The sequence below is a fragment of the Curtobacterium sp. KBS0715 genome, from assembly GCF_005938005.2.
Classification (GTDB): domain Bacteria; phylum Actinomycetota; class Actinomycetes; order Actinomycetales; family Microbacteriaceae; genus Curtobacterium; species Curtobacterium flaccumfaciens.
The window spans coordinates 3,143,441-3,165,859 of record NZ_VCCA02000001.1; the positions used below are offsets into that span (position 1 = coordinate 3,143,441).

The 22,419-nt window shown below is 71.0% G+C and carries 27 protein-coding genes; 11 read left to right on the forward strand and 16 right to left on the reverse strand.

Translation table 11 applies throughout. The features are described 5' to 3' along the window. Nucleotides 1-21: 21 nt before the first annotated feature. From FFG40_RS14865 to FFG40_RS14875, 3 genes are all read right to left on the reverse strand, one after another. Nucleotides 22-660, reverse strand: coding sequence for a TlpA disulfide reductase family protein (locus tag FFG40_RS14865; protein WP_138803866.1), 639 nt, complete (start codon nucleotides 658-660; stop codon nucleotides 22-24). Further along, nucleotides 657-1,313 (reverse strand): histidine phosphatase family protein, encoded by a 657-nt coding sequence (locus FFG40_RS14870; protein ID WP_111032008.1) that lies wholly within the window; start codon nucleotides 1,311-1,313, stop codon nucleotides 657-659. Before FFG40_RS14870 ends, FFG40_RS14865 begins: the two co-directional genes overlap by 4 nt. A 67-nt stretch (nucleotides 1,314-1,380) precedes the next feature. Then, complete coding sequence (locus FFG40_RS14875) at nucleotides 1,381-2,874, reverse strand: SulP family inorganic anion transporter (RefSeq protein WP_138803867.1); 1,494 nt, start codon at nucleotides 2,872-2,874, stop codon at nucleotides 1,381-1,383. Between the two features lie 41 nt (nucleotides 2,875-2,915). Here FFG40_RS14875 and FFG40_RS14880 point away from each other — a divergent pair, with 41 nt between their 5' ends. After that, entirely contained in the window at nucleotides 2,916-3,317 is a 402-nt protein-coding gene (locus FFG40_RS14880) for a MerR family transcriptional regulator (protein WP_395876495.1), read from the forward strand. Here the strand turns inward: FFG40_RS14880 and FFG40_RS14885 are convergent. Both FFG40_RS14885 and FFG40_RS14890 read right to left on the reverse strand, forming a co-directional pair. After that, nucleotides 3,294-3,521 carry a hypothetical protein gene (locus tag FFG40_RS14885; RefSeq protein WP_138803868.1) on the reverse strand — a complete coding sequence of 76 codons (228 nt, stop codon included), beginning with the start codon at nucleotides 3,519-3,521 and terminating at the stop codon, nucleotides 3,294-3,296. The genes FFG40_RS14880 and FFG40_RS14885 overlap by 24 nt on opposite strands. Then, a complete protein-coding gene (locus FFG40_RS14890; RefSeq protein ID WP_138803869.1) occupies nucleotides 3,518-3,856 on the reverse strand; it encodes a hypothetical protein in 339 nt (112 codons plus the stop codon). The genes FFG40_RS14885 and FFG40_RS14890 overlap by 4 nt, the downstream gene beginning before the upstream one ends. 171 nt (nucleotides 3,857-4,027) lie before the next feature. Here FFG40_RS14890 and aspS point away from each other — a divergent pair, with 171 nt between their 5' ends. Continuing rightward, nucleotides 4,028-5,368: an aspartate--tRNA(Asn) ligase gene (aspS, locus tag FFG40_RS14895; protein WP_138803870.1), complete on the forward strand. Its 1,341-nt coding sequence runs from the start codon at nucleotides 4,028-4,030 to the stop codon at nucleotides 5,366-5,368. A gap of 131 nt (nucleotides 5,369-5,499) precedes the next feature. On the opposite strand, the gene FFG40_RS14900 is transcribed toward aspS, so the two are convergent. The 5 genes from FFG40_RS14900 to FFG40_RS14920 all read right to left on the reverse strand — a co-directional run bounded on the left by FFG40_RS14900 (nucleotide 5,500) and on the right by FFG40_RS14920 (nucleotide 7,187). Continuing rightward, nucleotides 5,500-5,793 carry a Dabb family protein gene (locus FFG40_RS14900; RefSeq protein ID WP_071247431.1) on the reverse strand — a complete coding sequence of 98 codons (294 nt, stop codon included), beginning with the start codon at nucleotides 5,791-5,793 and terminating at the stop codon, nucleotides 5,500-5,502. Beyond that, nucleotides 5,790-6,044, reverse strand: a complete 255-nt coding sequence (locus tag FFG40_RS14905) for a glutaredoxin family protein (protein WP_071247435.1) — start codon at nucleotides 6,042-6,044, stop codon at nucleotides 5,790-5,792. Before FFG40_RS14905 ends, FFG40_RS14900 begins: the two co-directional genes overlap by 4 nt. An 87-nt stretch (nucleotides 6,045-6,131) precedes the next feature. Next, a complete protein-coding gene (locus FFG40_RS14910) occupies nucleotides 6,132-6,230 on the reverse strand; it encodes a 30S ribosomal protein bS22 (RefSeq protein WP_003792170.1) in 99 nt (32 codons plus the stop codon). 109 nt (nucleotides 6,231-6,339) lie between these two features. Next, complete coding sequence (locus FFG40_RS14915) at nucleotides 6,340-6,534, reverse strand: helix-turn-helix domain-containing protein (protein WP_017888579.1); 195 nt, start codon at nucleotides 6,532-6,534, stop codon at nucleotides 6,340-6,342. Between the two features lie 137 nt (nucleotides 6,535-6,671). Next, a complete protein-coding gene (locus tag FFG40_RS14920; protein WP_051596885.1) occupies nucleotides 6,672-7,187 on the reverse strand; it encodes a helix-turn-helix transcriptional regulator in 516 nt (171 codons plus the stop codon). A 74-nt stretch (nucleotides 7,188-7,261) separates the two neighbouring features. On the opposite strand from FFG40_RS14920, the gene FFG40_RS14925 reads away from it, so the two are divergent. Together FFG40_RS14925 and FFG40_RS14930 are read left to right on the forward strand one after the other, a co-directional pair. After that, nucleotides 7,262-8,695 (forward strand): TrkH family potassium uptake protein, encoded by a 1,434-nt coding sequence (locus FFG40_RS14925; protein ID WP_027466334.1) that lies wholly within the window; start codon nucleotides 7,262-7,264, stop codon nucleotides 8,693-8,695. Further along, nucleotides 8,688-9,383 carry a TrkA family potassium uptake protein gene (locus FFG40_RS14930; RefSeq protein ID WP_185974202.1) on the forward strand — a complete coding sequence of 232 codons (696 nt, stop codon included), beginning with the start codon at nucleotides 8,688-8,690 and terminating at the stop codon, nucleotides 9,381-9,383. Before FFG40_RS14925 ends, FFG40_RS14930 begins: the two co-directional genes overlap by 8 nt. Before the next feature lie 87 nt (nucleotides 9,384-9,470). Here the strand turns inward: FFG40_RS14930 and proC are convergent, their stop codons facing one another. Further along, nucleotides 9,471-10,301, reverse strand: a complete 831-nt coding sequence (gene proC, locus FFG40_RS14935) for a pyrroline-5-carboxylate reductase (protein ID WP_138803871.1) — start codon at nucleotides 10,299-10,301, stop codon at nucleotides 9,471-9,473. 64 nt (nucleotides 10,302-10,365) lie between these two features. On the opposite strand from proC, the gene FFG40_RS14940 reads away from it, so the two are divergent. After that, nucleotides 10,366-11,322, forward strand: coding sequence for a cation diffusion facilitator family transporter (locus FFG40_RS14940; RefSeq protein ID WP_027466331.1), 957 nt, complete (start codon nucleotides 10,366-10,368; stop codon nucleotides 11,320-11,322). On the opposite strand, the gene FFG40_RS14945 is transcribed toward FFG40_RS14940, so the two are convergent. Beyond that, nucleotides 11,303-11,737, reverse strand: coding sequence for a nucleoside deaminase (locus FFG40_RS14945; RefSeq protein WP_138804037.1), 435 nt, complete (start codon nucleotides 11,735-11,737; stop codon nucleotides 11,303-11,305). The two genes, FFG40_RS14940 and FFG40_RS14945, sit on opposite strands and share 20 nt — an antisense overlap. A 76-nt stretch (nucleotides 11,738-11,813) precedes the next feature. On the opposite strand from FFG40_RS14945, the gene upp reads away from it, so the two are divergent. The 5 genes from upp (at nucleotide 11,814) to FFG40_RS14970 (ending at nucleotide 17,492) form a co-directional block, all read left to right on the forward strand. Beyond that, a complete protein-coding gene (gene upp, locus FFG40_RS14950) occupies nucleotides 11,814-12,449 on the forward strand; it encodes a uracil phosphoribosyltransferase (protein WP_110861591.1) in 636 nt (211 codons plus the stop codon). Between the two features lie 689 nt (nucleotides 12,450-13,138). Next, nucleotides 13,139-13,906 carry a winged helix-turn-helix domain-containing protein gene (locus tag FFG40_RS14955; protein WP_027466328.1) on the forward strand — a complete coding sequence of 256 codons (768 nt, stop codon included), beginning with the start codon at nucleotides 13,139-13,141 and terminating at the stop codon, nucleotides 13,904-13,906. A gap of 258 nt (nucleotides 13,907-14,164) precedes the next feature. Beyond that, on the forward strand, nucleotides 14,165-14,677 hold the full coding sequence (locus FFG40_RS14960; protein ID WP_027466327.1) for a MarR family winged helix-turn-helix transcriptional regulator: 513 nt from the start codon (nucleotides 14,165-14,167) through the stop codon (nucleotides 14,675-14,677). Then, complete coding sequence (locus tag FFG40_RS14965) at nucleotides 14,674-16,023, forward strand: deoxyribodipyrimidine photo-lyase (protein ID WP_138803873.1); 1,350 nt, start codon at nucleotides 14,674-14,676, stop codon at nucleotides 16,021-16,023. Before FFG40_RS14960 ends, FFG40_RS14965 begins: the two co-directional genes overlap by 4 nt. Beyond that, nucleotides 16,020-17,492 carry a serine hydrolase gene (locus FFG40_RS14970; RefSeq protein ID WP_185974203.1) on the forward strand — a complete coding sequence of 491 codons (1,473 nt, stop codon included), beginning with the start codon at nucleotides 16,020-16,022 and terminating at the stop codon, nucleotides 17,490-17,492. Before FFG40_RS14965 ends, FFG40_RS14970 begins: the two co-directional genes overlap by 4 nt. Before the next feature lie 73 nt (nucleotides 17,493-17,565). On the opposite strand, the gene FFG40_RS14975 is transcribed toward FFG40_RS14970, so the two are convergent. Beyond that, nucleotides 17,566-18,537, reverse strand: coding sequence for a carbohydrate kinase family protein (locus FFG40_RS14975; RefSeq protein WP_185974204.1), 972 nt, complete (start codon nucleotides 18,535-18,537; stop codon nucleotides 17,566-17,568). A 157-nt stretch (nucleotides 18,538-18,694) separates the two neighbouring features. On the opposite strand from FFG40_RS14975, the gene FFG40_RS14980 reads away from it, so the two are divergent. Further along, entirely contained in the window at nucleotides 18,695-19,312 is a 618-nt protein-coding gene (locus FFG40_RS14980; protein WP_138803876.1) for a TetR/AcrR family transcriptional regulator, read from the forward strand. A 109-nt stretch (nucleotides 19,313-19,421) separates the two neighbouring features. On the opposite strand, the gene FFG40_RS14985 is transcribed toward FFG40_RS14980, so the two are convergent. The 3 genes from FFG40_RS14985 to FFG40_RS14995 form a co-directional block, all read right to left on the reverse strand. Continuing rightward, nucleotides 19,422-20,036: a superoxide dismutase gene (locus FFG40_RS14985; RefSeq protein WP_027466323.1), complete on the reverse strand. Its 615-nt coding sequence runs from the start codon at nucleotides 20,034-20,036 to the stop codon at nucleotides 19,422-19,424. A gap of 44 nt (nucleotides 20,037-20,080) precedes the next feature. Continuing rightward, complete coding sequence (locus FFG40_RS14990; RefSeq protein ID WP_027466322.1) at nucleotides 20,081-20,590, reverse strand: flavin reductase family protein; 510 nt, start codon at nucleotides 20,588-20,590, stop codon at nucleotides 20,081-20,083. A 238-nt stretch (nucleotides 20,591-20,828) separates the two neighbouring features. Then, nucleotides 20,829-22,352 (reverse strand): MFS transporter, encoded by a 1,524-nt coding sequence (locus FFG40_RS14995; RefSeq protein ID WP_027466321.1) that lies wholly within the window; start codon nucleotides 22,350-22,352, stop codon nucleotides 20,829-20,831. Nucleotides 22,353-22,419 lie beyond the last annotated feature (67 nt).

A 22,419-nucleotide genomic window follows, 5' to 3' on the forward strand; every position in this document is an offset into this window, starting at 1 on the left:
GAAGGGGTTGGAGGTCACGGGTCAGGAGGCCTTGCCGGCGTCGAGCTCGTCGCTGACCAGGGTCTGCAGGATGCTCGTGCCGTCGATCGCGCCGAGGACCCGGGCGGCGACGCGGCCCTTGGTGTCGAGGACGATCGTGGCGGGCACCGCGTTCGGTGCGATCTGCCCGGACATCGCCAGCTGCATCGTGCCCGTGCGCTGGTCGAGGACCGTCGGGTACCGCACGTCGAAGGTGCGCTCGAAGGCGGCCGCGGTCGCCGCTTCGTCACGCACGTTGACACCGATGAACGCGACATCGTCGGCGTCGGCGTACTCGTCGTGCACCTGGTTGAGGTACTTCGCCTCGGCACGGCACGGCGGGCAGCTGGCGTACCAGAAGTTCAGGACGACGACCTTCCCACGGAGGTCGTTCGACGAGACGGTGTCACCGTTCGAGTCCTCGGCCCGGAAGGTGACCGGGTCGGTGCGGTCCTTCGCGGAGACCTCGGTCACGGCGCCGTCGCCGGAGATGTAGTTCTGGGTCGTGCCGTTGCCGTACTGCTTCGCGATGCCGCCGCTGTCCGACGAGCAGCCGGACAGGACGAGGACGGCGGCCACGGCCGTCGCTGCGAGGACCGCGAACCGCTTGCTGATGACGCGCGCACGCTTCGTGCTGTTCACACTGCTCCTTCGTCGACGGCGTTCGCGCGCAGTTCCTGCGCGGGGTCCGCGTACCCGACCTCGGTGAACCGACCGGTCGACGTGGCGGGCACACGTTCGACGGTGGTGATGCTCGACAGGTCACAGCGACGCTTGCGCGGGTCGTGCCACAGGGGCTCCCCCGCGAGCTTCCGGTGGACCATCCAGATCGGCAGCTGGTGGCTGACCAGGACGACGTCGCCCTCGTCCACGCTCTCCCACGCCGTGGTCATCGCCGCGAGCATGCGGTTGGCGATCGACTCGTACGCCTCGCCCCAGCTGGGACGCAGCGGGTTCGCGATCCACGGCCACTCCGCCGGGCGGCCGAGCGAGCGCTTCGTGAACCCGGGGGGCTGCCCCTCGTAGCGGTTCGTCGGTTCGATCAGGCGCTCGTCGAGCGTCACGTCGAGCCCGTAGGCGGCCGACCAGGGTGCGGCGGACTCCTGTGTGCGCTGCAGCGGGGACGCGACGATCCGACGCACGTCGACGCCGGCGTCCTTCCAGGCGGTGGCGGAGGCCTGGGCCATCCGCGTGCCGAGGTCGCTCAGCCCGAAGCCCGGGAGCCGGCCGTAGAGGACGCGGCCCGGGTTGTGCACCTCTCCGTGCCGGACGAGGTGGAGACGGGTCGCGGGCATGGGTTCCAGTGTAGGTCGCCCGCGGTTCCCACCGCCCCCTCAGGTGATTCACCGGATGCGGAAGCACTCAGCCGCCGAGCTCACCGGAGAGCCGCCCGTGCAGCGCGATCGAGCCCGTGTCGAGGTTCACCACCTCGACGGTCGACCCGTGCTTGGCGAACCGCTGTTCGACCCCGTCGAGCGCGGCGACCGTGGACGCGTCGAACACGTGGGCATCGGCCAGGTCGATGATCACGTGCTCCGGGTCCTCGGCGTACGAGAACCGTGTGACGAGGTCGTTCGACGAGGCGAAGAACAGCGCCCCGCGGACCCGGTACCGCACGGTGCGGTCGTCGACCGGCTCGCGGACCACGGTCACCACGTGCGCCACCCGTCGGGCGAAGACCAGGGCCGCCACGACCACGCCGACGAGCACCCCGGTGGCGAGGTTCTCGGTCACGACGACCACCACGACGGTGACGAGCATGACCGCGGTCTCGCCGAGCGGCATCCGTCGGAGGGTGCGCGGTCGGATGCTGTGCCAGTCGAAGGTCGCGACGCAGACCATGAGCATGACCGCCGTCAGGGCCGCCATCGGGATCTGGGCAACCAGGTCGTGGAGCACGATCGTCAGGACCAGCACCGAGACGCCGGCCGCGAAGGTCGAGACGCGCGTCCGGGCGCCCGCGGTCTTCACGTTGATCACCGTCTGGCCGATCATCGCGCAGCCGCCGGTCCCACCGAAGAAGGCGGACGCGATGTTCGCGACACCCTGACCCCACGACTCGCGCCACTTGCTCGAGCCCGTCTCCGTGATGGCGTCGACGAGTTGCGCGGTGAGCAGGGTCTCGATCAGGCCGACGATCGCAACGCCGAACGCGTACGGGGCGATGATCTGCAGCGTCTCGAAGGTGAACGGCGTCGTGATGCCGCCGAAGCCCGGGAGCGCCGTCGGCAGGGCGCCCTCGTCGCCGACCGTCGGCACGGCGATGCTGAACACCATCGTGAGGCCGGTGACGACGACCACCGCGATGAGCGGTGCGGGGATCGCCTTCGTCAGGAAGGGGAAGCCGACGATGATCGCGATGCCGAGCACGGTCAGCGGCCAGACGACGAACGGGACGTCGTCGCCGAGCAGGTTCGGCAGCTGGGCGGTGAAGATGAGGATGGCCAGGGCGTTCACGAACGCGACGTTGACGCTGCGCGGGATGAACCGCATCAGCCGTGCCACCCCGAGGAACCCGAGCACGAGCTGGAACACGCCACCCAGCACGATCGCGGGCACCAGGTACTCGATCCCGTGCTCCCGGACGAGCGGGGCGATGACCAGCGCCACCGAGCCCGCTGCGGCGGAGATCATCGCCGGGCGACCGCCGACGATCGAGATCACGATCGCGATGACGACGCTCGAGAACAGGCCGACCGCGGGATCGACCCCGGCGACGACGGAGAACGAGATCGCCTCGGGGATGAGGGCCAGCGCGGTGACGATGCCGGCCAGGACCTCTCGGGTGAGCATGCGGGGCGAGCGGAGGGCGGCGAGGACGCTCGGGGCCGTCGGCGCGTGTGTGATCACGGACATCGATCGGAACTCTACCCTCACGTGAGGGTAGAGTCGTACTCGTGAGCACCAGCGACATCCCCGACACGATGCACATCGGCGAACTCGCCGACCGCGCCGGCATGTCCCTGCGCACCATCCGGCACTACGACGAGGTCGGGCTGCTCGTACCGAGCGGGCGCACCACCGGCGGGTTCCGGGTCTACACGGCGCAGGACCTCGAACGGTTGCTCGTGATCCGCCGGATGAAGCCGCTCGGGTTCACGCTCGACGAGATGGCCGAGCTGCTCCGGGTGGTCGACGCCCTCGCGACGAAGGACCCCGAGGACGAACCAGCGCTGGCGGCCCGCCTCGACGCGTACCTCGAGGACGCCCGAGCCCGCCACGCCAAGCTCGTCGAACGGGCCGGCATGGCCGAGGAGTTCATCGGCACGCTCGGGTCACTCCGCGCTTCGCTCCCCTGAGCCCTCGAGCACGCCGGCCGCGATGAGGCGACTCCGTTCCCGCTTGGCTTCGGCCATCTCCTCCATCATCTCCCGCAGCCGATCGTGCTCGGCGATCACCCGACGTGCTCGCCATGGCCGGAACCAGTGCCGTCTGCGCACGTTCGCCTTCCACTCCTCGTCCCGCCGCACGAACAAGGCCTTCACCGGGTCCCGTTGCGTCATGTCTGCTCCTCTTCCGTCACCAGTTCCAGCACGAGCTTGCCGATGACCTCGTCGGCCTCGCGAAGAACCTGCATGTTGTACATCGCTCCCGCGACGAGTCTCCCGATCTCGACACGACCCACGTCCGCGTCCGTGACGTGGTCGACCACCCAGACGAATCGTGACCAAGCCCGGTCCCGTTGTTCCCGCGCGACGTCCCGCCGCCACCGGATGACCGCCCACATCCCACCGACGAACGCCACGAGCAGCGTGAACGCCGCCGTGCACAGTGCCGCCACCACCACCGCGACCGCCGCAGGCGGCCAGGTCGCGAGCTCCCCTGTCCCCGTCCCCACCCGGTCCCCCTCTCGTCCCGCGACCCGGCCACGTCGAGAACGCTACGGAGTCCACGCGCGCCGCCACGGGCCTCCCGGCCATCGGTGGAGAACGCCGGACGCAGCCGGCCGTGTGGAGGGAGGAACCCTGCCGCCCACGCCCCCGGACGCAGGCGGTTAGACTCGACCACCGTGATCGAACGCACCCGCATCGCCGACCTGGCAGCCCTCCCCGACGGTCCCGTCTCCGTGGCCGGATGGGTCGAGACCGTCCGAGACCAGAAGAAGGTGCAGTTCGTCGTGCTGCGCGACGAGACCGGCGCCGTCCAGCTCGTGAACCCGGCGACGCGCGAGGCCGAGGACGGCGACGACGCCGCACAGTCCGCGCTCGCGACCACCAACGAGATCTCCGGCCTGGCGCACGGCACCTTCGTGCACGTCACGGGCACGCTGAAGCACGACGAGCGCGTCAAGCTCGGCGGGCTCGAGGTCAAGATCGGCGCGCTGCAGGTGGTGAGCGCCGCGATCCCCGAGACCCCGATCGCCGACGACTCGTCGCTCGACAAGCGTCTCGACTGGCGTTTCCTCGACCTGCGCAACCGCAAGCAGAACCTGATCTTCCGCATCCAGACGACGCTGGAGCACGCGTTCCGCACGTACTGGGTCGACCGCGACTACATCGAGATCCACACCCCGAAGCTCATGGCGTCGGCCTCCGAGTCGCGCGCCGAGCTGTTCCAGCTCGAGTACTTCGAGACGACCGCCTACCTGGCCCAGTCGCCGCAGAACTTCAAGCAGATGGCACAGCCGGCCGGCTTCGGTGCCGTGTTCGAGATCGCCGACGCCTTCCGCGCCGACCCGTCGTTCACGAGCCGCCACGCGACCGAGTTCACCAGCGTCGACGCCGAGTTCTCGTGGGTCGAGTCCCACGAGGACGTCATGGCGATGCACGAAGAGGTCCTGGTCGCCGGCATCACCGCCGTCAAGGAGAAGTACGGCAAGGACATCGCCGAGGTCTTCGGCTTCGAGCTGCAGGTCCCCGCGACGCCGTTCCCCCGCGTGACCCTGGCCGACGCGCGCAAGATCGTCGCCGACAGCGGCTACGACGTCGTCCGCGCCGACGGTGACCTGGACCCCGAGGGCGAGCGCCGCGTCGCAGCCTGGGCGAAGGAGCACCACGGCTCCGAGTTCGTGTTCGTCACCGAGTACGACGCCTCGATCCGGCCGTACTACCACATGCGGAAGCCCGGCGACCCGTCGGTCACCAACAGCTACGACCTCATCTTCAACGGCGCCGAGATCTCCACGGGTGCCCAGCGTGAGCACCGCGTCGACGTGCTCGAGGCGCAGGCCGTCGAGAAGGGCCTCGACCCGGAGGAGCTCGGCTGGTACCTCGACTTCTTCCGCTACGGCGTGCCGCCGCACGGTGGCTTCGGCATGGGCCTCGCGCGCGTGCTGATGCTCATGCTCGGTGAGCCCTCGATCCGCGAGGTCACGTACCTGTTCCGTGGCCCGACACGCCTGACCCCGTAGGTCCCGCGCCGCGCGGCGCCGCCGCGCGCACACGGTGAGCAGCAATGGTCGCCTCCCGATGCGGGAGGCGACCATTGCTGCTCACGAAGCGCGCGACTCCAAGCGAGGATCGCTCGGACTGGAGGCCCGGCTCAGCTCTGCCAGTCGATGGCGGCCCGTGCCGTGACCAGTTCGCGGATCGCCGCTGCCGCGGCCTGGTGCTCCGGGTGCACCTGGTACGCATCGAGCCCGGCGAGGTCGTCGAAGCTGGCGACCACGGCGACGTCGTGGTTCTTGTCCGGGTAGGCGACGTTCTCGACGACCTCGAGCGAGCGGATCGACTCAACGGTGCCGACCAGACCGGTCAGGAGTTCGCGGATGCGGGCGATCGACGCGGTGCGGTCGAGATCGGTCCGCAGGGACCAGGAGACGACGTGGGAGATCATGCGCGGGCCTCGGCCTTCTCGAGCGCACGTGCGAGCCGGTCGGCGTCGACGTGCCAGTTGCTGTGGACGCGCCCGTCGATCAGCACGACGGGGATGTCCTCCGCGTACTCCTGGCGGAGGGCGTCGTCGTCGAGGATCGAGCGTTCCTGCAGGGTGACCCCCGGGTGGTCGGCGACGACGCGTTCGACCACGGGTCGGGCGTCGTCGCAGAGGTGGCATCCGGGCTTCGTCAGGAACGTCACTGCGGGCATGGTCCCAGCGTAGTCCGGGAACGCGAAAGCCCCGGCGAACCGGGGCTTCTCGTGCAGGTCCTCCGACCTGCGCAGACCTGTGAGGGTCTACTTCTTGTTGCGGCGCTGGTGACGCGTCTTGCGAAGGAGCTTGCGGTGCTTCTTCTTCGCCATGCGCTTACGACGCTTCTTGATGACAGAACCCATGTGGACCTCGCTCGGACTGATGCTGATGTACGGACACCGGGCCGAAGAGACCGCGGAAAATCAACCTGCCCGAGTCTACCGGCTGCCCGCTGTGATGTCGAACGCGCCCTCAGCCGACGTCCGCCACGCCACCGCGCAGCACGTCGGCGACGGCCGACTCGGGGACGCGGAAGGAGCGGCCGAAGCGGATGGCGGGGAGCTCACCGGCGTGCACCATCCGGTACACGGTCATCTTCGAGACGCGCATCATCTCGGCGACCTCAGCGACGGTGAGGAAGCGCACGTCGTCGAAACTGCCGGTCATGGTCCGCCTTCGGGGCTCGCACGCGCGCTGCGCACGGGAGTGGTGTGACCTGTGTGGTCAGTGGCAACTGTAGAGGCGCGTGCGACCCGGTGTCCAGGATCAGTCCGCGTCCGGTGCGCACCGGACGCGCCGCGGGCTCAGTCCTCGTCGCCCCGGCGGGTGAAGCGCTTGCGGCTGCGGTCGACGACGCGCTCCCAGCCCTGCTGCGCTCCGGAGATCGCCGCGGTGGCCCGGTACGACGCCTCGGCCATCACACGGCCGAGTTCGGTGCCCACCTCGACGGTCGCCTTGCCGGCCGTGCCGTTCCGGCGGATCGACACGGGCTGGCCGTCCGGCGTCCACGCGGTGGTGGCCGGGGTGCCGTCGGCGTCGACCGCGCCCGTGAACGGCAGGACCCAGTCCTCCAGGTGCACGAGCGGCTCCGGGTCGAGCCGGTAGTAGCGGTGCTGCCCTTCTTCGCGACTGGTGACGAGACCGATGTCGCGCAGGACACGCAGGTGCTTCGACACCGTGGGCTGGCTGACCCCGAGGCGTTCGACGAGCTGGCCGACGCTGAGCTCCCCGCCGGTGACGTCCGAACCGTAGGCGGACAACAGCGTGCCGAGCAGCTCGCGCCGGGTCGGGTCCGCCACGACGGAGAAGATGTCGGCCATGGGGCAAGGCTAGCCGGGGCACCACGGATGTACCATGACGAACCGTCCCGGCCCATGTCCTCGGAGGCATACGCATGCTCGACCGAACCGAGCCGATCCCGCACCACGTGAGTGTCGGCCGACGGCGAGCGAGCCGGATCGCGACGGTGCTGCGCTCGTCGCCGTCCCGACTGGCGATCGTCGTGTTCATCGCGCTGATCTTCCTGTTCACGGTGGCCTTCATGACGCCGTGGGCCACGGCGGACCGCAGCAGCACCCACTTCGCGGACGCCCTCTTCACCGCGGCGTCGGTGGTCTGCGTCACCGGGCTGTCCACGGTCGACATGGCGACGCACTGGTCGGTCTTCGGCAAGGTCCTGGTGGTCATCGGCACCCAGATCGGCGCCGTCGGGGTCCTGACCTTCGCGTCGATCCTCGGACTGTTCGTCACCCGGAAGCTCGGCCTGCGCGCGAAGCTCATGGCGGCCGGCGACTCGAACCCGCTCCGCACCCACCACGGCGCCGTGCCCGAGGGGCAGGCCGTCCGGCTCGGCGAGGTCGGCACCCTGCTCGCGACGGTGGCGGTGAGCACCCTGTCGATCGAGATCGTCCTCGGCCTGCTGCTCCTGCCGTCGGTGCTCATCGCCGGCATCCCGTTCTGGACCGCGGTCGGCGACTCGTTCTACTACGCGGCGATGGCCTTCACGAACACCGGGTTCTCGCCGAACGCCGACGGCCTCGACCCGTTCGCCCACGACTACTGGTTCCTGACGCTGCTGATGATCGGTGTCGTGGCGGGGTCCATCGGGTTCCCGGTGATCCGTGCCCTCACGAAGCAGCTGCGCACCCCGCGGCGCTGGCCGATCCACGTCAAGCTCACCCTGGCGACGAGCGCGGTCCTGCTCCTCGGCGGCGCGGTCGTCTACACAGCACTCGAGGCGTCGAACCCGACGACCTTCGGCGAAGAAGGAGCGGGGCGCACCGCGTTCCAGGCGCTCTTCCTGTCGACGATGACCCGCTCCGGCGGGTTCTCGCTCGTCGACTTCGACCAGCTCAACGGCTCGAGCCTGCTCGTCACGGACATGCTCATGTTCATCGGTGGCGGATCCGCCTCGACGGCCGGCGGCATCAAGGTGACGACCCTCGCGGTGCTGTTCCTGGCCGCGGTCGCCGAGGCGCGCGGCCGCCAGAGCATGGAGGCCTTCGGTCGCCGGATCCCGAGCGACGTCCTGCGGGTCGCGGTGGCCATCGTGCTCTGGGGAGCGACGATCGTGGCCGTCGCGACCGTGGTGCTCCTGCAGATCACCGACGACTCGCTCGACCGCGTGCTGTTCGAGGTGATCTCGGCGTTCTCGACCAGCGGCCTGTCCTCCGGCGTGTCCGCGAACCTGCCGGAATCGGGCAAGTACGTGCTCGCCGCCACCATGTTCCTCGGCCGGGTCGGTACAGTGACCATCGCCGCTGCCCTGGCCGCCAGCCAGAGCCGGCAACTGTTCCGCCGTCCCGAGGAGAGGCCGATCGTTGGCTGACCGCACCCGTTCGTCGCACCAGCACGGTGCCATCAGTCACGACGCTCCCGTCCTCGTCATCGGGCTCGGTCGCTTCGGGGCCGCCACCGCCGGGCAGCTCGAACGCCAGGACCGCGAGGTGCTCGTCGTCGACACCGACGCCGGACTGGTGCAGAAGTGGTCCGACCGGGTCACCCACGCGGTGCAGGCGGACGCGACCGACATCGACGCGCTCCGGCAGATCGGCGCGCAGGACTTCGCCATCGCCGTCGTCGGCACGGGCAGCGACCTGGAGTCGAGCGTGCTCATCACGGCGAACCTGGTCGACCTCGGCGTCCCCCAGATCTGGGCGAAGGCGATCAGCCGCTCGCACGGCACGATCCTGTCCCGCATCGGCGCCAACCACGTCGTCTACCCCGAGCGCGAGGCCGGCGAGCGCACGGCGCACCTGGTCTCCGGCCGGATGCTCGACTTCATCGAGTTCGACGACGACTTCGCCGTGGTCAAGATGTTCCCGCCGCGCGCGGTCCGCGGCAAGGACCTCGCCACCACCGTGATCCGCACCCGCTTCGGCCTGACCGTGCTCGGCATCAAGCCGCCCGGCAACCCGTTCGTGCCGGCGACGCCGGACAGCATCATCGGCGAGGACGACGTCATCATCGTCTCGGGTTCCGAGACCGACCTGGAGCGCTTCGCCGCGTACGAGTAGCGACCACCGGACGGACGGGAGGCCCGTGGCGGCGTCGCCCCGGGCCTCCCGTCCGCACTGTGGCTGCGTCCACGACACGGTGTGCGTCTACGACGCGGCGATCTCCTCGGCACGCGCGATCGCGGCACGCGATGCGCGCAGCAGCGTGTCCGCCAGGTCGGCGTCCTGCAGCACCGCGACGGCACGCTCCGTCGTGCCCTTCGGGCTCGTCACCGCACGGCGCAGGTCGGCGGGCTCACGGCCCGACCGCTCGAGCAGCTCGACCGCGCCGCGGACGGTGCCCTGCACCATCGTCGCCGCCTGCTCGTGGGTGAACCCGAGCTCCTCGGCGGCACGCTGCCACTGCTCGACCAGCAGGAAGACGTAGGCGGGACCGGAGCCGGACACGGCGGACAGCGCGTCGAGCTGCTCCTCCGGCACCTCGATGACCTCGCCCGAGGCGGTGAACACCGACGACGCCAGTGCGACGGCCTCGGCGTCGGCCGAGGTGCCCGCGCTGATGCCGGTGACGCCCAGGCCGACGCCGATCGGGGTGTTCGGCAGGGCGCGGACGACGCGGACGCCGGCGGGCACCCGAGCCTCCATGCTCGCGGTGGTGGTGCCGACGGCGACGCTGACCAGGACGGCACCGGGCTCCAGATCGTCGGCGACCTCGTCGAGCAGGTCCGCGATCATGTACGGCTTCACGCCGACCACGACGAGGGCCGCGCCACGGACGGCCGCCCGGTTGGCGTCGGGGTCGGTGTCGCTCGCGGTGGCGTCGAGGCCGCGCTCCCGGTGGGCAGCAGCGGACGCCTCCGACTTCGTGGTGAGGGTCACGGTGGCCGGGTCGAGTCCCGCGGCGAGCAGGCCGTCGAGGACCGCGCCGGACATGGAGCCGACGCCGAGCAGGGCGGTGCGGGGCAGGTCGATCGTCATGCTCCCGACCCTACCGACGCGACCCGCCTAGGATCGTGTCGCAGACCACGAGAAGGGGACAGCTGTGAGCGCTTCCGGAGGCACGAAGGCGATCTTCGCCGCACTCGGTGCCAACATCGGCATCGCGATCGTGAAGTTCATCGCGGCGGCGATCAGCGGATCGGCGTCGATGCTGGCCGAGGGCGTGCACTCCCTGGCCGACTCCGCGAACCAGCTCCTGCTGCTGCTCGGTGGCCGCAAGGCCCGGCGAGCGGCGGACCAGGAGCACCCCTTCGGCTACGGGCGTGAACGCTACGTGTACGCGTTCGTCGTCTCCATCATCCTGTTCTCGGTCGGCGGTGTCTTCTCGCTCTACGAGGGCATCGAGAAGCTCGCCCACCCGCACCCGCTCGAGAACTGGTGGCTCCCCCTCGTCGTGCTCGTCATCGCCATCGGTCTCGAGGGCTTCTCGCTCCGCACCGCCCTGCACGAGGCCCGACCGCAGAAGGGTTCGCAGAGCTGGGTGCAGTTCGTGCGCCGTGCGAAGGCCCCCGAGCTGCCCGTCGTGATGCTCGAGGACACCGCGGCCCTGCTCGGCCTGGTCTTCGCCCTGTTCGGCGTCGGCCTGACGGCGATCACCGGCAACGGGGTGTTCGACGCGATCGGCACGATGCTCATCGCGGCGCTGCTCATCGCGGTCGCGGTGGTGCTCGGCATCGAGACGAAGAGCCTGCTCGTCGGCGAGGGCGCGACCGCCGCCGACGTCGAGCGCATCAAGCAGGCGGTGCTCGACGGCCCCGAGGTCGACGCGATCATCCACCTGAAGACCCTGTACCTCGGACCGGACGAGCTGATGGTCGGCGTGAAGGTCGCCGTCGACGGGGACCGCCGACTCGGCGACGTCGCCGCCGGCATCGACACCGTCGAGCAGCGTGTCCGGAGCGCCGTACCGATCGCCCGGGTGATCTACGTCGAACCGGACGTCCTGCGCACCGGGCCGCAGCCGCCGACCGAAGCGATCGTCATCCTCGCCGCGGACTGAAGAAGTCGTCGAGCAGCTCGGCACACGCCTGCTCGAGCACGCCCCCGATGACCTCGGAGCGGTGCGGCAGCCGGCGGTCCCTGGCGATGTCGTAGACGCTGCCGCTGGCGCCCGCCTTCGGGTCCCACGCGCCGAACACGACCCGGGGCACCCGTGCTGCCATGACGGCGCCAGCGCACATCGGGCAGGGCTCGAGCGTCACCACGAGCGTGTGCTCCTCGAGGTGCCAGTCCCCCGTCACCGCCGCTGCAGCACGGAGCGCCAGGACCTCGGCGTGGGCCGTCGGGTCCTGCCGCGCCTCGCGCTCGTTCCGACCGGTGGCGACCACGGCGCCGTCACGGTCGAGCACCACGGCGCCGACCGGGACGTCGTCGGTCTCCAGGCACCGTCGGGCCTCGTCGAGCGCACGCTCCATCGCCGGGACGAACGGGCGGGCTGCGGGCTCCTCCACGGGACCTCCTGACGGTCGGCGGCACGCTAGGCTCGACCCTATGCGAGTCCACGTCGCCGACCACCCGCTCATCACCCACAAGCTCTCGGTGCTCCGCGACCGTACGACGCCCTCCCCCACGTTCCGCGCCCTGACCGAGGAGCTCGTCACGCTCCTCGCGTACGAGGCCACGCGGGGCGTCCGGGTCACGGCGACGCCGATCGACACGCCGGTGGCGCACACCATGGGCGTCGCGATCGCCAAGCCGCGGCCGCTCGTCGTCCCGATCCTCCGCGCCGGGCTCGGCATGCTCGAGGGCATGGTCAAGCTCGTCCCGACGGCCGAGGTCGGCTTCCTCGGCATGGCCCGCAACGAGGAGACGCTCGAGCCGCAGACCTACGCCGAGCGCCTGCCCGACGACCTGTCCGGTCGGCAGTGCTTCGTGCTCGACCCGATGCTCGCCACCGGTGGCACCCTCGCCGCCGCGATCGACTTCCTGTTCGCCCGCGGCGCGCAGGAGGTCACGTGCGTTTGCATCCTCGGTGCCCCCGAGGGGCTCGCCATGGTCGAGCAGGCCGTCGGCGACCGCAACGTCTCGATCGTCCTCGGTGCGCTCGACGAGAAGCTCGACGAGAACGGGTACATCGTCCCGGGCCTCGGCGACGCCGGCGACCGCCTCTACGGCCTGGCCGAGTAGCGCAGACCCGACACGTCTCGGACAGGAGGCGCGGTGCCGGCTGGCACCGCGCCTCCTGTCGTTCGTGCGGTCGTGCGTCGCGTCGGCCCCACCCGCCCGTTCCGGGCGTACCTGCCCGTTCCGGGCGTACCTGCCCGTTCCGGGCGCACCTGCCCGTTCCGGGCATACCAGGTCGGTTCTTTCGACCCGGTACGCCCGATTCGACTTTCCATCGCGTGCGCAATTGGAAAGAACGGGCGTGGCGCTCGACGTCCCTGCAGTCGCGCCCACCGCACCGTCCGCGCGGACGGTTGACACCGCGTTGGTATACCGCAGATACTCGTCACATGACTGCAACCGTGTCCACCCGCGTCCTCTCCGAGGCGTGCTCCTCCGCAGGGGCAGTGGGGACCGTCGGCGTGATGATGCCGACCATGCCGGTCATGCGTTGTCGAATGTGTGCCTGATCGGCACCCGTTCCAGCCGGATCCCCCGCGACACCACCCCCGTCGCGAGCGCGTGATCCCCGGGTGACGGACACCGTCGGCGACGCGCACCACGTCACGAGGTCTGTCTCCCGTTCCCCCGGGTCGGCCCCGGTCCGCAGCAGGACCGCAGGGCACATCGGCGTACCGCCGTACCCGGGATGACGCATTCGACACCGGCCGCCGCGCCACCCGCGCACCGGCCACACCGCCCGGAGAACCAGCATGTCGCTCACCATCGCCCAGCCCCGCACCGCGCTCCGCACCGCACCGGCCCCGACCGACCTCGGCACGGTGACGCCTATCCGCCCGCGCCCGGCCTCCCCGGCAGCCACCGGACCGGCCACCGTGCCGACGAGCCCCGTGGTCGCACCGCAGCGGAACCGCGCGCTCCCCGAGGGCACCGAGGCCCGCGGCTTCGCCCTGTACGTCGGCATCGACGAAGCGAAGGCCGCAGCCGCGGGCACGACCCTGGCCGCGGTCGTCGAGCAACTGAAGGCCCTCACCGCGCAGCTCGTCCCGTCGTCCGAGACCTACGCGGCCGTCGCCGTCGCCGCCGAGCACTCAGGTGGCCGTGACGTCGACGTCGTCCGGCTCGCCCTGCAGGACCGCTCCGCGGTGGCCGCCCGCAAGCAGGCCGAGAAGCCCGAGCCCGAGGAGACCGGTGTCGTCATCGACATCTCGCGGAAGCGCGTGACCCTCGACGGCGAAGCGGCACCCCTGACCTACAAGGAGTTCGAACTCCTGCAGTTCCTGGTCCTCCGCGAGGGCCAGACCGTCGACCGTTCCGCGATCATCGAGGGCCTCTGGTCGGACGGCGAGGACGAGACCCCGAACGAGCGCACCATCGACGTGCACGTGCGTCGGCTCCGCTCCAAGCTCGGCGCGTTCGAGGAGATCGTCCGCACCGTGCGCGGCGTCGGCTACCGCTTCGACCGGCACGCGGACGTCGCCGTGCGGTACGCGTCGACCCCGTCGCCCGACCTCTTCTGAGCCTGATCGACTGCTCTTGGTGAACTCGCAGCGAACCGGCCCCGGAGAGGCTGGCGCGCCGTTACCGCTTCGTTATACAGTCGGTGGTGCAGACGGTGTTTGCTGTGGCACCGCCTGCGGAATGTGATTGCAGGAAACTCTTGGTGCAAGGGAGAGGGCCGGTCGCCGACAGGCGGCCGGCCCTCGTGCATGTCGCCCGGTCCCTGTCGGACCCCGTCGGTAGTGTGGTCAGACCGTACGACCGGAGGGAACGCGAACGTGAGCGAGACACGCCGCAGTGAGAAGGCGACCGCCGTCGCCGCCTGGGAAGCGCTCTTCCGCGCCCAGGTCGCCGTGATGCGGAGTCTCAACGCGGACTTCCCCGGCGACGAGATCTCGTTCAACGAGTACGACGTCTGCTTCAACCTGTCGACCCAGCCCGGGCGCCGCTGCCGGATGCGCGACCTCACCGGGCACCTGCTCCTCACCCAGCCGAGCGTCAGCCGCCTGGTCGACCGACTCCTCGCCCGCGGCATCGTCGAGAAGCAGCCGGACCCCACCGATGCCCGGGGTGTGATCGTGGCACTGACCCCGCACGGCTTCGACGTCTACCGCCAGGTCGCCGTCCAGCACGCGGCGAGCATCGCGCAGCAGGTCGGTGCCGGACTGTCCGACCCCGAACTGCGCACCCTCACCGAACTCTGCACGAAGCTCCGGCTGGCGGTCGGCACGGCACCGGGCCGGCGATCGACGACCCGCCCGGTGGCTGCTCCGGATGCGGCGACGGTGTGACCGGCGCGATCGTCTGGCTCCGTGACGACCTGCGGCTGTCGGACAACCCCGCGCTCCGTGCGGCGATCGACCACGGTGGCGACGTCACCGTGGTGGTCGTCCTCGACGAGCAGTCCCCGGGGCTCCGGCCGATCGGTGCCGCGAGCCGCTGGTGGCTGCACCAATCGCTGACCGCCCTCGACGCCGACCTGCGCGAACGGGGTTCCCGGCTGGTCCTCCGACGCGGTGCCGCGGCGACGGTCATCGACCAGCTCGTCGCCGACACCGGTGCGGACGCCGTGTACTGGAACCGTCGGTACGGTGCCGTCGAGCGGGACATCGACGCCGGCATCAAGGCGGCCCTGCACGACCGTGGCGTCGAGGCGCACAGCTTCGCCGCGAACCTGCTCTGGGAGCCGTGGACCGTGCTCACCGGGCAGGGCGAGCCGTACAAGGTCTTCACCCCGTTCTGGAACGCCGTCCAGGCTCTGCCCGAACCGCGCCACCCCCTGCCCGACCCCGACGACCTGCCCGCTGCGGCCGACGTCACCGGTGATGCTCTGACCGACTGGGCACTGCTGCCCACGAAGCCCGACTGGGCCGGCGGGCTCCGTGACGCCTGGACCCCGGGTGAGCACGGCGCCCAGCAGCAGCTCGAGCACTTCGTCGAGCACGCGCTCGAGGACTACGACCAGCGCGACGAGCCCGCGATGGAAGCCACCAGCAGCCTGTCGCCGTTCCTGCGTTGGGGCGAGATCAGCCCGTACCAGGTGTGGCACCGCCTGCACGAGCGGCTCGAGCCCGCGCAGCGCCAGAACGCCGCCGCGTTCCTCCGCCAGCTGGCATGGCGGGAGTTCAACTGGAACGAGTACTTCCACTGCGACGACATCGCCACCGTCAACGTCCGTCGGAACTTCGACGCGTTCCCGTGGCGTGACCCGGAAGCGGCCGAGCTCGACCGCTGGCGGCAGGGCCTGACCGGCTTCGACCTGGTCGACGCGGGCATGCGCGAGCTCTGGCACAGCGGCGCCATGCACAACCGGGTGCGGCTGGCGGCCGGGAGCTTCCTCGTGAAGAACCTGCTCGTCGACTGGCGCGTCGGGGAACAGTGGTTCTGGGACACCCTGGTCGACGCCGACCCCGCCAACAACGCGGCGAACTGGCAGTGGGTCGCGGGCTCCGGCTTCGACGCCGCCCCGTACTTCCGTGTCTTCAACCCCGACCGGCAACTCGAGCGCTTCGACCCGCACCGCGAGTACGTCCACCGCTGGGTCCCCGCCGACGAGCTGCGCCCCGAGCCGATGGTCGACCTGAAGGCGTCGCGGCAGCGGGCGCTCGATGCCTACGAACGGATGCGTCGATCGTGACCGGGTCGCACCCCGCGGTCGCCGCCGTCGTCGACCAGGTCGACGAGCTGTTCCGTGCTCGTGTCGAACAGGGCATCGCGCCGAGCAGCGTGTGGGGCGTGTTCGACCGCTCCGGGCTCGTCGCGTCCGGTGGGCACGGCGACCGCGGGGACGGCCGTCGACCGGACGCCGACACCGTCTACCGCATCGCCTCCTGCACCAAGAGCGTCACCGCCGCGACCCTGCTGACCCTCGTCGCACGGCGTGCGCTCGACCTCGACGCGCCGATCACCGACTTCGTGCCGGCGTTCGGCGCCGTCACCCTGCCGACCCCGGACTCCCCCGTCCCCACGGTGCGGATGCTGCTGACGATGTCGGCGGGCTTCCCCACCGACGATCCCTGGGCCGACCGGCAGGAGTCGATCTCGGACGCCGAGCTCGACGAGGTCCTGCGCGGCGGCCTGCTGTTCGACTCGCTGCCCGGCACCCGCTTCGCCTACTCGAACCTCGGCTACGCGCTGCTCGGCCGGGTCGTCGCCGTCGTGACGGGGAGGCCCTTCACCGCGGCCGCCGAAGAGACCGTGCTCCGTCCCCTCGAGCTCACCGACACGGTGTTCAGCGCCGACGAGTCCACCGGGTTCGTCGTCACCGGTGTCCGCGGCCACCAGGGCGGTTGGGAACCCCTGCCGATGACGGGCCCCGGCGCGTTCTCGTCGATCGGCGGGCTCTTCTCGACCGTCCGCGACCTGGCGCGCTGGGCGACGCACCTCGGTTCGGCGTTCTCCGCAGCGCCGGAACCCGGCCCGGTCTCCCCCGCAGATCGCCGGCTCATGCAGCAGGCGATGCGGGTCGTCCCGTCGTCCGTCGTCCCGGGTTCGGCCCGCGCGACGGCGTACGGCTTCGGGCTGTTCGTCGAGCAGGACGACCGCTTCGGCGAGCTCGTCTCGCACTCCGGCGGCTACCCGGGCTTCTCCGCGCACATGCGGTGGTCCGTTCGCGACGGCCTCGGGGTCGTCGCGTTCGAGAACGCGACGCAGGCCAAGGTGTCCGCGGCCGCACAGCAGGCGCACGACCTCGTGCTCGACGCGGCGCTGACGGCTCGGACACCCGACCCGGCGGAAGCCGGCACCGACGTGGCCGGAGCGACCAGCGGGGTGGCGGCGACCACCCGCGCGACGCGAGCCGCCCAGGCCGCCGTGACGCGCCTCCTGGCCGACTGGAGCGACGACGTGGCGGACGACATCTGCACACCGAACGTGGCCATGGACGTGCCCTACGACCGCCGACGGCGGTCGGTGGCACAGGCCGTCGCGGACGTCGGCGCCGACCTCGGTGCCGCACCGGTGTCCGAGTACTCGGCGGCACCGTCGCACCTGCGCTGGTGGCTCCCCGGCACCTGCGGGCGACTGCGCGTCGAGATCCGGCTCGCGCCCGCCGCCGCGGGGCGCGTCCAGACCCTGAACGTCGTCCCCGAACCGTCGGAGCATTGACCCGACGGAGCGCTGACCGGGCACTGACCCGACGGAGCCCTGACCCGGGGGTGCCGACCGAGAACCCGTCGGCTCAGACCGGCGGTCGACCGCCCACGAAGCCGAGTGCCCGCGCGGCGACCCGGGTGCCCTCGCGGGCTGCCGCACCGACGCGGACCGGATCCGTCGCCCACGCACGGACGAACCCGGCGACGAAGGCATCCCCGGCGCCGATGGTGTCGACGACGGTCGCCGGTGTCGCGGGGACCCGGTGGACGCTGCGGCCGCGGCGCCCGATGAGCGCGCCGTCGGCCCCGGCCGTGACGACGACCAGTGGGACGTGCTCCGTCAGCCGCCGCACCGCGGAGTCGAGGTCGTCGCCCCCGCCGAGGGCGAGCGCCTCGTGCTGGTCGGGGAAGAGCACGTCGACGCCCCGCAGGGCGTGGAGGAACCGGTCGGCGCCGATCGTCTCGATCACCGCCACCGACGAGGGGTCCACCGCCACGCGCGCCGGCCCCGTCCGGGCGCACGCCACCAGGTCGGCGAGCCGGTCGGCCCCGCCGCCGAGCATGGCGGCCCCGGTCAGGTGCACGATGTCGGCGCGGGCGACCACCGACGGCGGGACGTCGGCGGCACTGATCTTCCCGCTCGCGGCGGGGTCGGACATCGCGGTGCGACCGTGGTCGTTGCGGACCGAGACGACGACCCCGGTGGACGTCATCGCGTCGTAGCGCAGGTGGGCGCGGACCCCGGCGTCCTCGAGCGCGCGCTCGTGGCGGTAGACGTCGTCGACCCCGACCCGGGCGACGACGTCGACCTCGGCCCCGAGCCAGCCGAGCCAGGTGGCCGTGTTGCCACCGGCGCCGGTCGGACGGTGGCGGATCTCCGCAGCGGGGTCGTGCACCCCGATCCGGTGTGCGGTGGTGTGCACGAGGACACCGTCCAGGACGTCGCCGACGACCAGGAAGCGTTTTCCGGCGCCACGACGGCGACCCGTGAGCACCCGTCCGGCGCGGGTCCCCTCGGGCCGGGATGGCGGCGGAGCGCCCTCGTGCGGCATGGACATCCGGAACAGTGTACCCGGAGCCGAGTTTTTCTCCGTTTCTATCGGTGAAAACGGAGGTTTCCAAGAGGGATCACACACGACGACCATGGTGTCATTGAAATACTGGCTGCTAGTATGTGGGCGGTCGCGCGACCACCGCCCAGACGACGGAGATGCCATGCCCAGGAAGCCCGACCCCACCCGCAAGCCCGCGATCCTCCAGAAGGTCGTCGACCACTTCGTCGAGACCAAGATCGAGGACGTCACGGTCCGGGGGCTCGGCCGCGTGCTCGGGACGAGTGCCTACCCGGTCGTCTACCACTTCGGCTCACGCGAAGCCCTGATCGACTCCGTCGTCGAACACCTGGCGGCCTCGCGGCCGGTGGCGACGCTCGACCCCGACGCCGACGCGGACGCCCTCGCCGATCACCTGGTCGCGGCCTTCGGCGGGCTCGATGACCCGCACCGTGCGCTGGCCGCGCGACTCACCTTCGAACTCGGATCGGTCGAGTCCCTCGACGGACGCGACCGCCAGCGCCGCGCGCACCGCTGCCACGTGGCGGCCATCCGGGCGTGGTGCCGGGCACACGGTGCCGACCCCGTCTTCGCCGAACGTGCGGCACAGGACACGGTGATGGCCGCCCGCGGAGCGCAGTGGAGCGCGCTCGTCGACCGCGCGCACACCGAGGCCGACGACGCACTGCGTCGCATCGCCCACGACCTGGCTTCGAGCACGACCGGCGCCGACCGCGCGCTGCGCGCGACCGCGACAGAGAACCGGTCGCGGATCCGGTGACGGCGTGCGGTCCGGAACGGCACCCGGACCACGAACGGGAGGCACGGTGCCAGCTGGCACCGTGCCTCCCGTTCGTCAGGTGGTCACCGTGGTGACCCGCCGACGCGGATCAGAGCGTGACGAACCGCTGCGACTTCGCGTTCTCGAAACGAGCGGCGACGTTCTCCCAGTCGACGATGTTCCAGACGGCCTTGACGTAGTCCGCCTTGACGTTCAGGTAGTCGAGGTAGAAGGCGTGCTCCCACATGTCGAGCATGAAGATCGGGACCAGACCGAACGGGATGTTGCCCTGCTGGTCGAAGAGCTGGAACGTGGTGAGCTTCTGGCCCACGGTGTCCCAGGCCAGCACGGACCAGCCGGAGCCCTGGATGCCGTTCGCGACGGCGGCGAACTGCGCCTGGAACTTCTCGAACGAACCGAAGAACTCGTCGATCGCCGCGGCAAGCTCGCCCTCGGGGACCTTCGTGTCCGGGCCGAGGTTGGTCCAGAAGATCGAGTGGTTCACGTGGCCACCGAGGTGGAACGCGAGGTCCTTCTCGAGCTTGTTGATCGCGCCGAAGTTGCCGGACTCGCGGGCCTCACCGAGCTGCTGCAGCGCGGTGTTGGCACCGGTCACGTAGGCCTGGTGGTGCTTGTCGTGGTGCAGCTGCATGATCTTGCCGCTGATGTGCGGCTCGAGCGCGGCGTAGTCGTACGGCAGTTCCGGCAGGGTGTACTCAGCCATGTGAGGTCCTTTCGATCAGTGGGTTGTGGACGCGGCTCCGCGGCTCACGAGAGCCGGGAACGATCGGTGAGGGAGTGGAATTCCCGGTTGTGGTAGACCAGCGGCTCGCCGCGGTCGGCGCCGACGATGATGTCGAGCACCTCGGCCACGACGACGGTCGAGCTGCCGATGGGCGTCGTCGACAGCGGTCGGCAGCGGAGTGCACTCGCCGCACTCGGCAGGTAGCGGTCGCCGGACGGCAGCGTGCCCCAGATCGGGTCGTCGGCGGCCGGGCTGCCGGTCGACGCGAAGCGCTTGGCGAGTGCGACCCCGAGCGAGTCGACCAGGTGCACGACGAACAGCGGCGCACCGAGCACGACCCCGGCCGAGCCGGAGTTCGTCGAGAGCGAGAAGACCAGCACGGGCGGGTCGACGGCCACGCTCGCGACGCTCGAGGCGGTGAGGCCGGTCGGTCCGTCCGGGCCTTCGGCCGTGATGACGGCGACGCCGGCAGGGTGCCCGCGGAAGGCGGACTTGTACGCGTCGGCGATGGTTGCCGGTGCTTCGTCGGGCATGGTGATCGTGGTCGTTCCTTCGGGAGGGGCTGCCGTCACTCGGCGGCTGTCACCCAACGTATGACCTGAACCCTGGTTGAGGTCAACGATTCACAGGTTCGGGCTCGGCCGGGCGCGCCGTGGCGGCGCTTCGTGAGCAGGAATGGTCGGGTCACCGTGCGCGACCCGACCATTCCTGCTCACGAAGCGCAGCTCGCGCCCGCAGTGCGCCCGCGCGGCCGCTCAACCGCGCGGCCGCTCAGCGGCGCTTGAGCATGACGAGCGCCCCCGCGGCCGCCACCACCATGAGCACCGCGGCGACGCCCGCCGTGATCGTCACGCCGGAGTCGAAGGCCGCCCGCGCCGACTCGAGCAGCACCTGCCCGGCGCTGCCGCCGAGCTGCCCCGCCGCGGCGACCGCGCCGCCGAGGGTCTCCTGCGCCGCGACGTGCGCCGCCGAGGACAATCCGTCGGGCACCACGACGTGCGCCCGGTAGGTCGTCGCCAGGATCGTGCCGAGCACCGCGGTCCCGAGCACGGCGCCGATCTCGTACGCCGTCTCCGACATCGCCGACGCCGCACCCGCCTTGTCCGCCGGAGCCGTCGAGATGATGAGGTCGTTCGTCACCGTCTCGGACGCCCCGATCCCGATGCCGAGCAGCACGAACGCGAACGCCAGGGCGGCGATGGAGGCGTGGTGTCCGAGGACCGCGACGAGGGCGTACGCCGCCGCCGAGAACAGCAGCGCGACCGACACGACCCAGCGCGGGGCGACACGCGCCACGATCGGCACGACCGCGAGCCCGGCGACGATGGTCAGGACCGACCCCGGGATGAGCACGACGCCGGATGCGAACGGGTCGAGCCCGGCCACGAGCTGCAGGTGCTGGGCGATGAAGAACAGGAACCCGGTGAGCGAGAACATCGCCGCCAGGTTCATCAGCACGCTGCCCGTGAAGGCCGTGCTGCGGAACAGCCGCAGGTCGAGCATCGGCGTGCGGGACCGCAGCTGCCGACGGACGAACGCGATGCCGCAGACGACACCGACCGCGAGCATGGCGATCGCGAGGCCGCGCTCCTCGGGGTGCACGACCGACTTGATGGCCCACGCGATCGGTGCGAGGGCGCCGAGGGACAGGAACATGCTCGGCAGGTCGACCGGCCCGGGCATCGGGTCGCGGGACTCCGGCACGCAGAACGGCACGCCGACGAGCATGAGCACGAGGATCGGCACCGCGACGAGGAACACGCTGCCCCAGTGGAAGTGCGCGAGCAGCGCGCCGCCGACGAGCGGGCCGAGCGCGTTGCCGGCCGCGAACATCGTCGACCAGACGGCGAGCGCCATCCGCCGCTCCCCCGCGTCCACGAACACGTTGCGGATGATCGAGAGCGTGGCGGGCATGAGCATCGCGCCGAACACGCCCATCGCGATGCGGGCCGCGACGAGCATCCAGGCGTCGGTCGCGAAGGCCGCGGCCACCGAGAACAGTGCGAAGCCGGTCGCGCCGATCACCAGGATCCGCCGTCGACCGATGCGGTCACCGATGCTGCCCATCACGACGAGCAGGCCGGCGAGCACCAGCGGGTACGCGTCCACGATCCAGAGCTGCGTGGTGGCGTCCGGGTTCAGCGCGCGACTGATCGACGGCAGCGCGAAGCTCAGGATGGTGTTGTCGACCGAGATGAGCAGGACCGGCAGCATGAGCACGGCGAGCGCCAGGAACCGTCGGGCGCGGCTCCCGGTGACGCGGGTGGCGACGGGGCTGGTGAGCAGTGCGGACACGGCGGACTCCTGGGACTTCGAGCCGGACCAGGTCGACGGCGGGTGGTACGTGGGGCAGACGAGACGG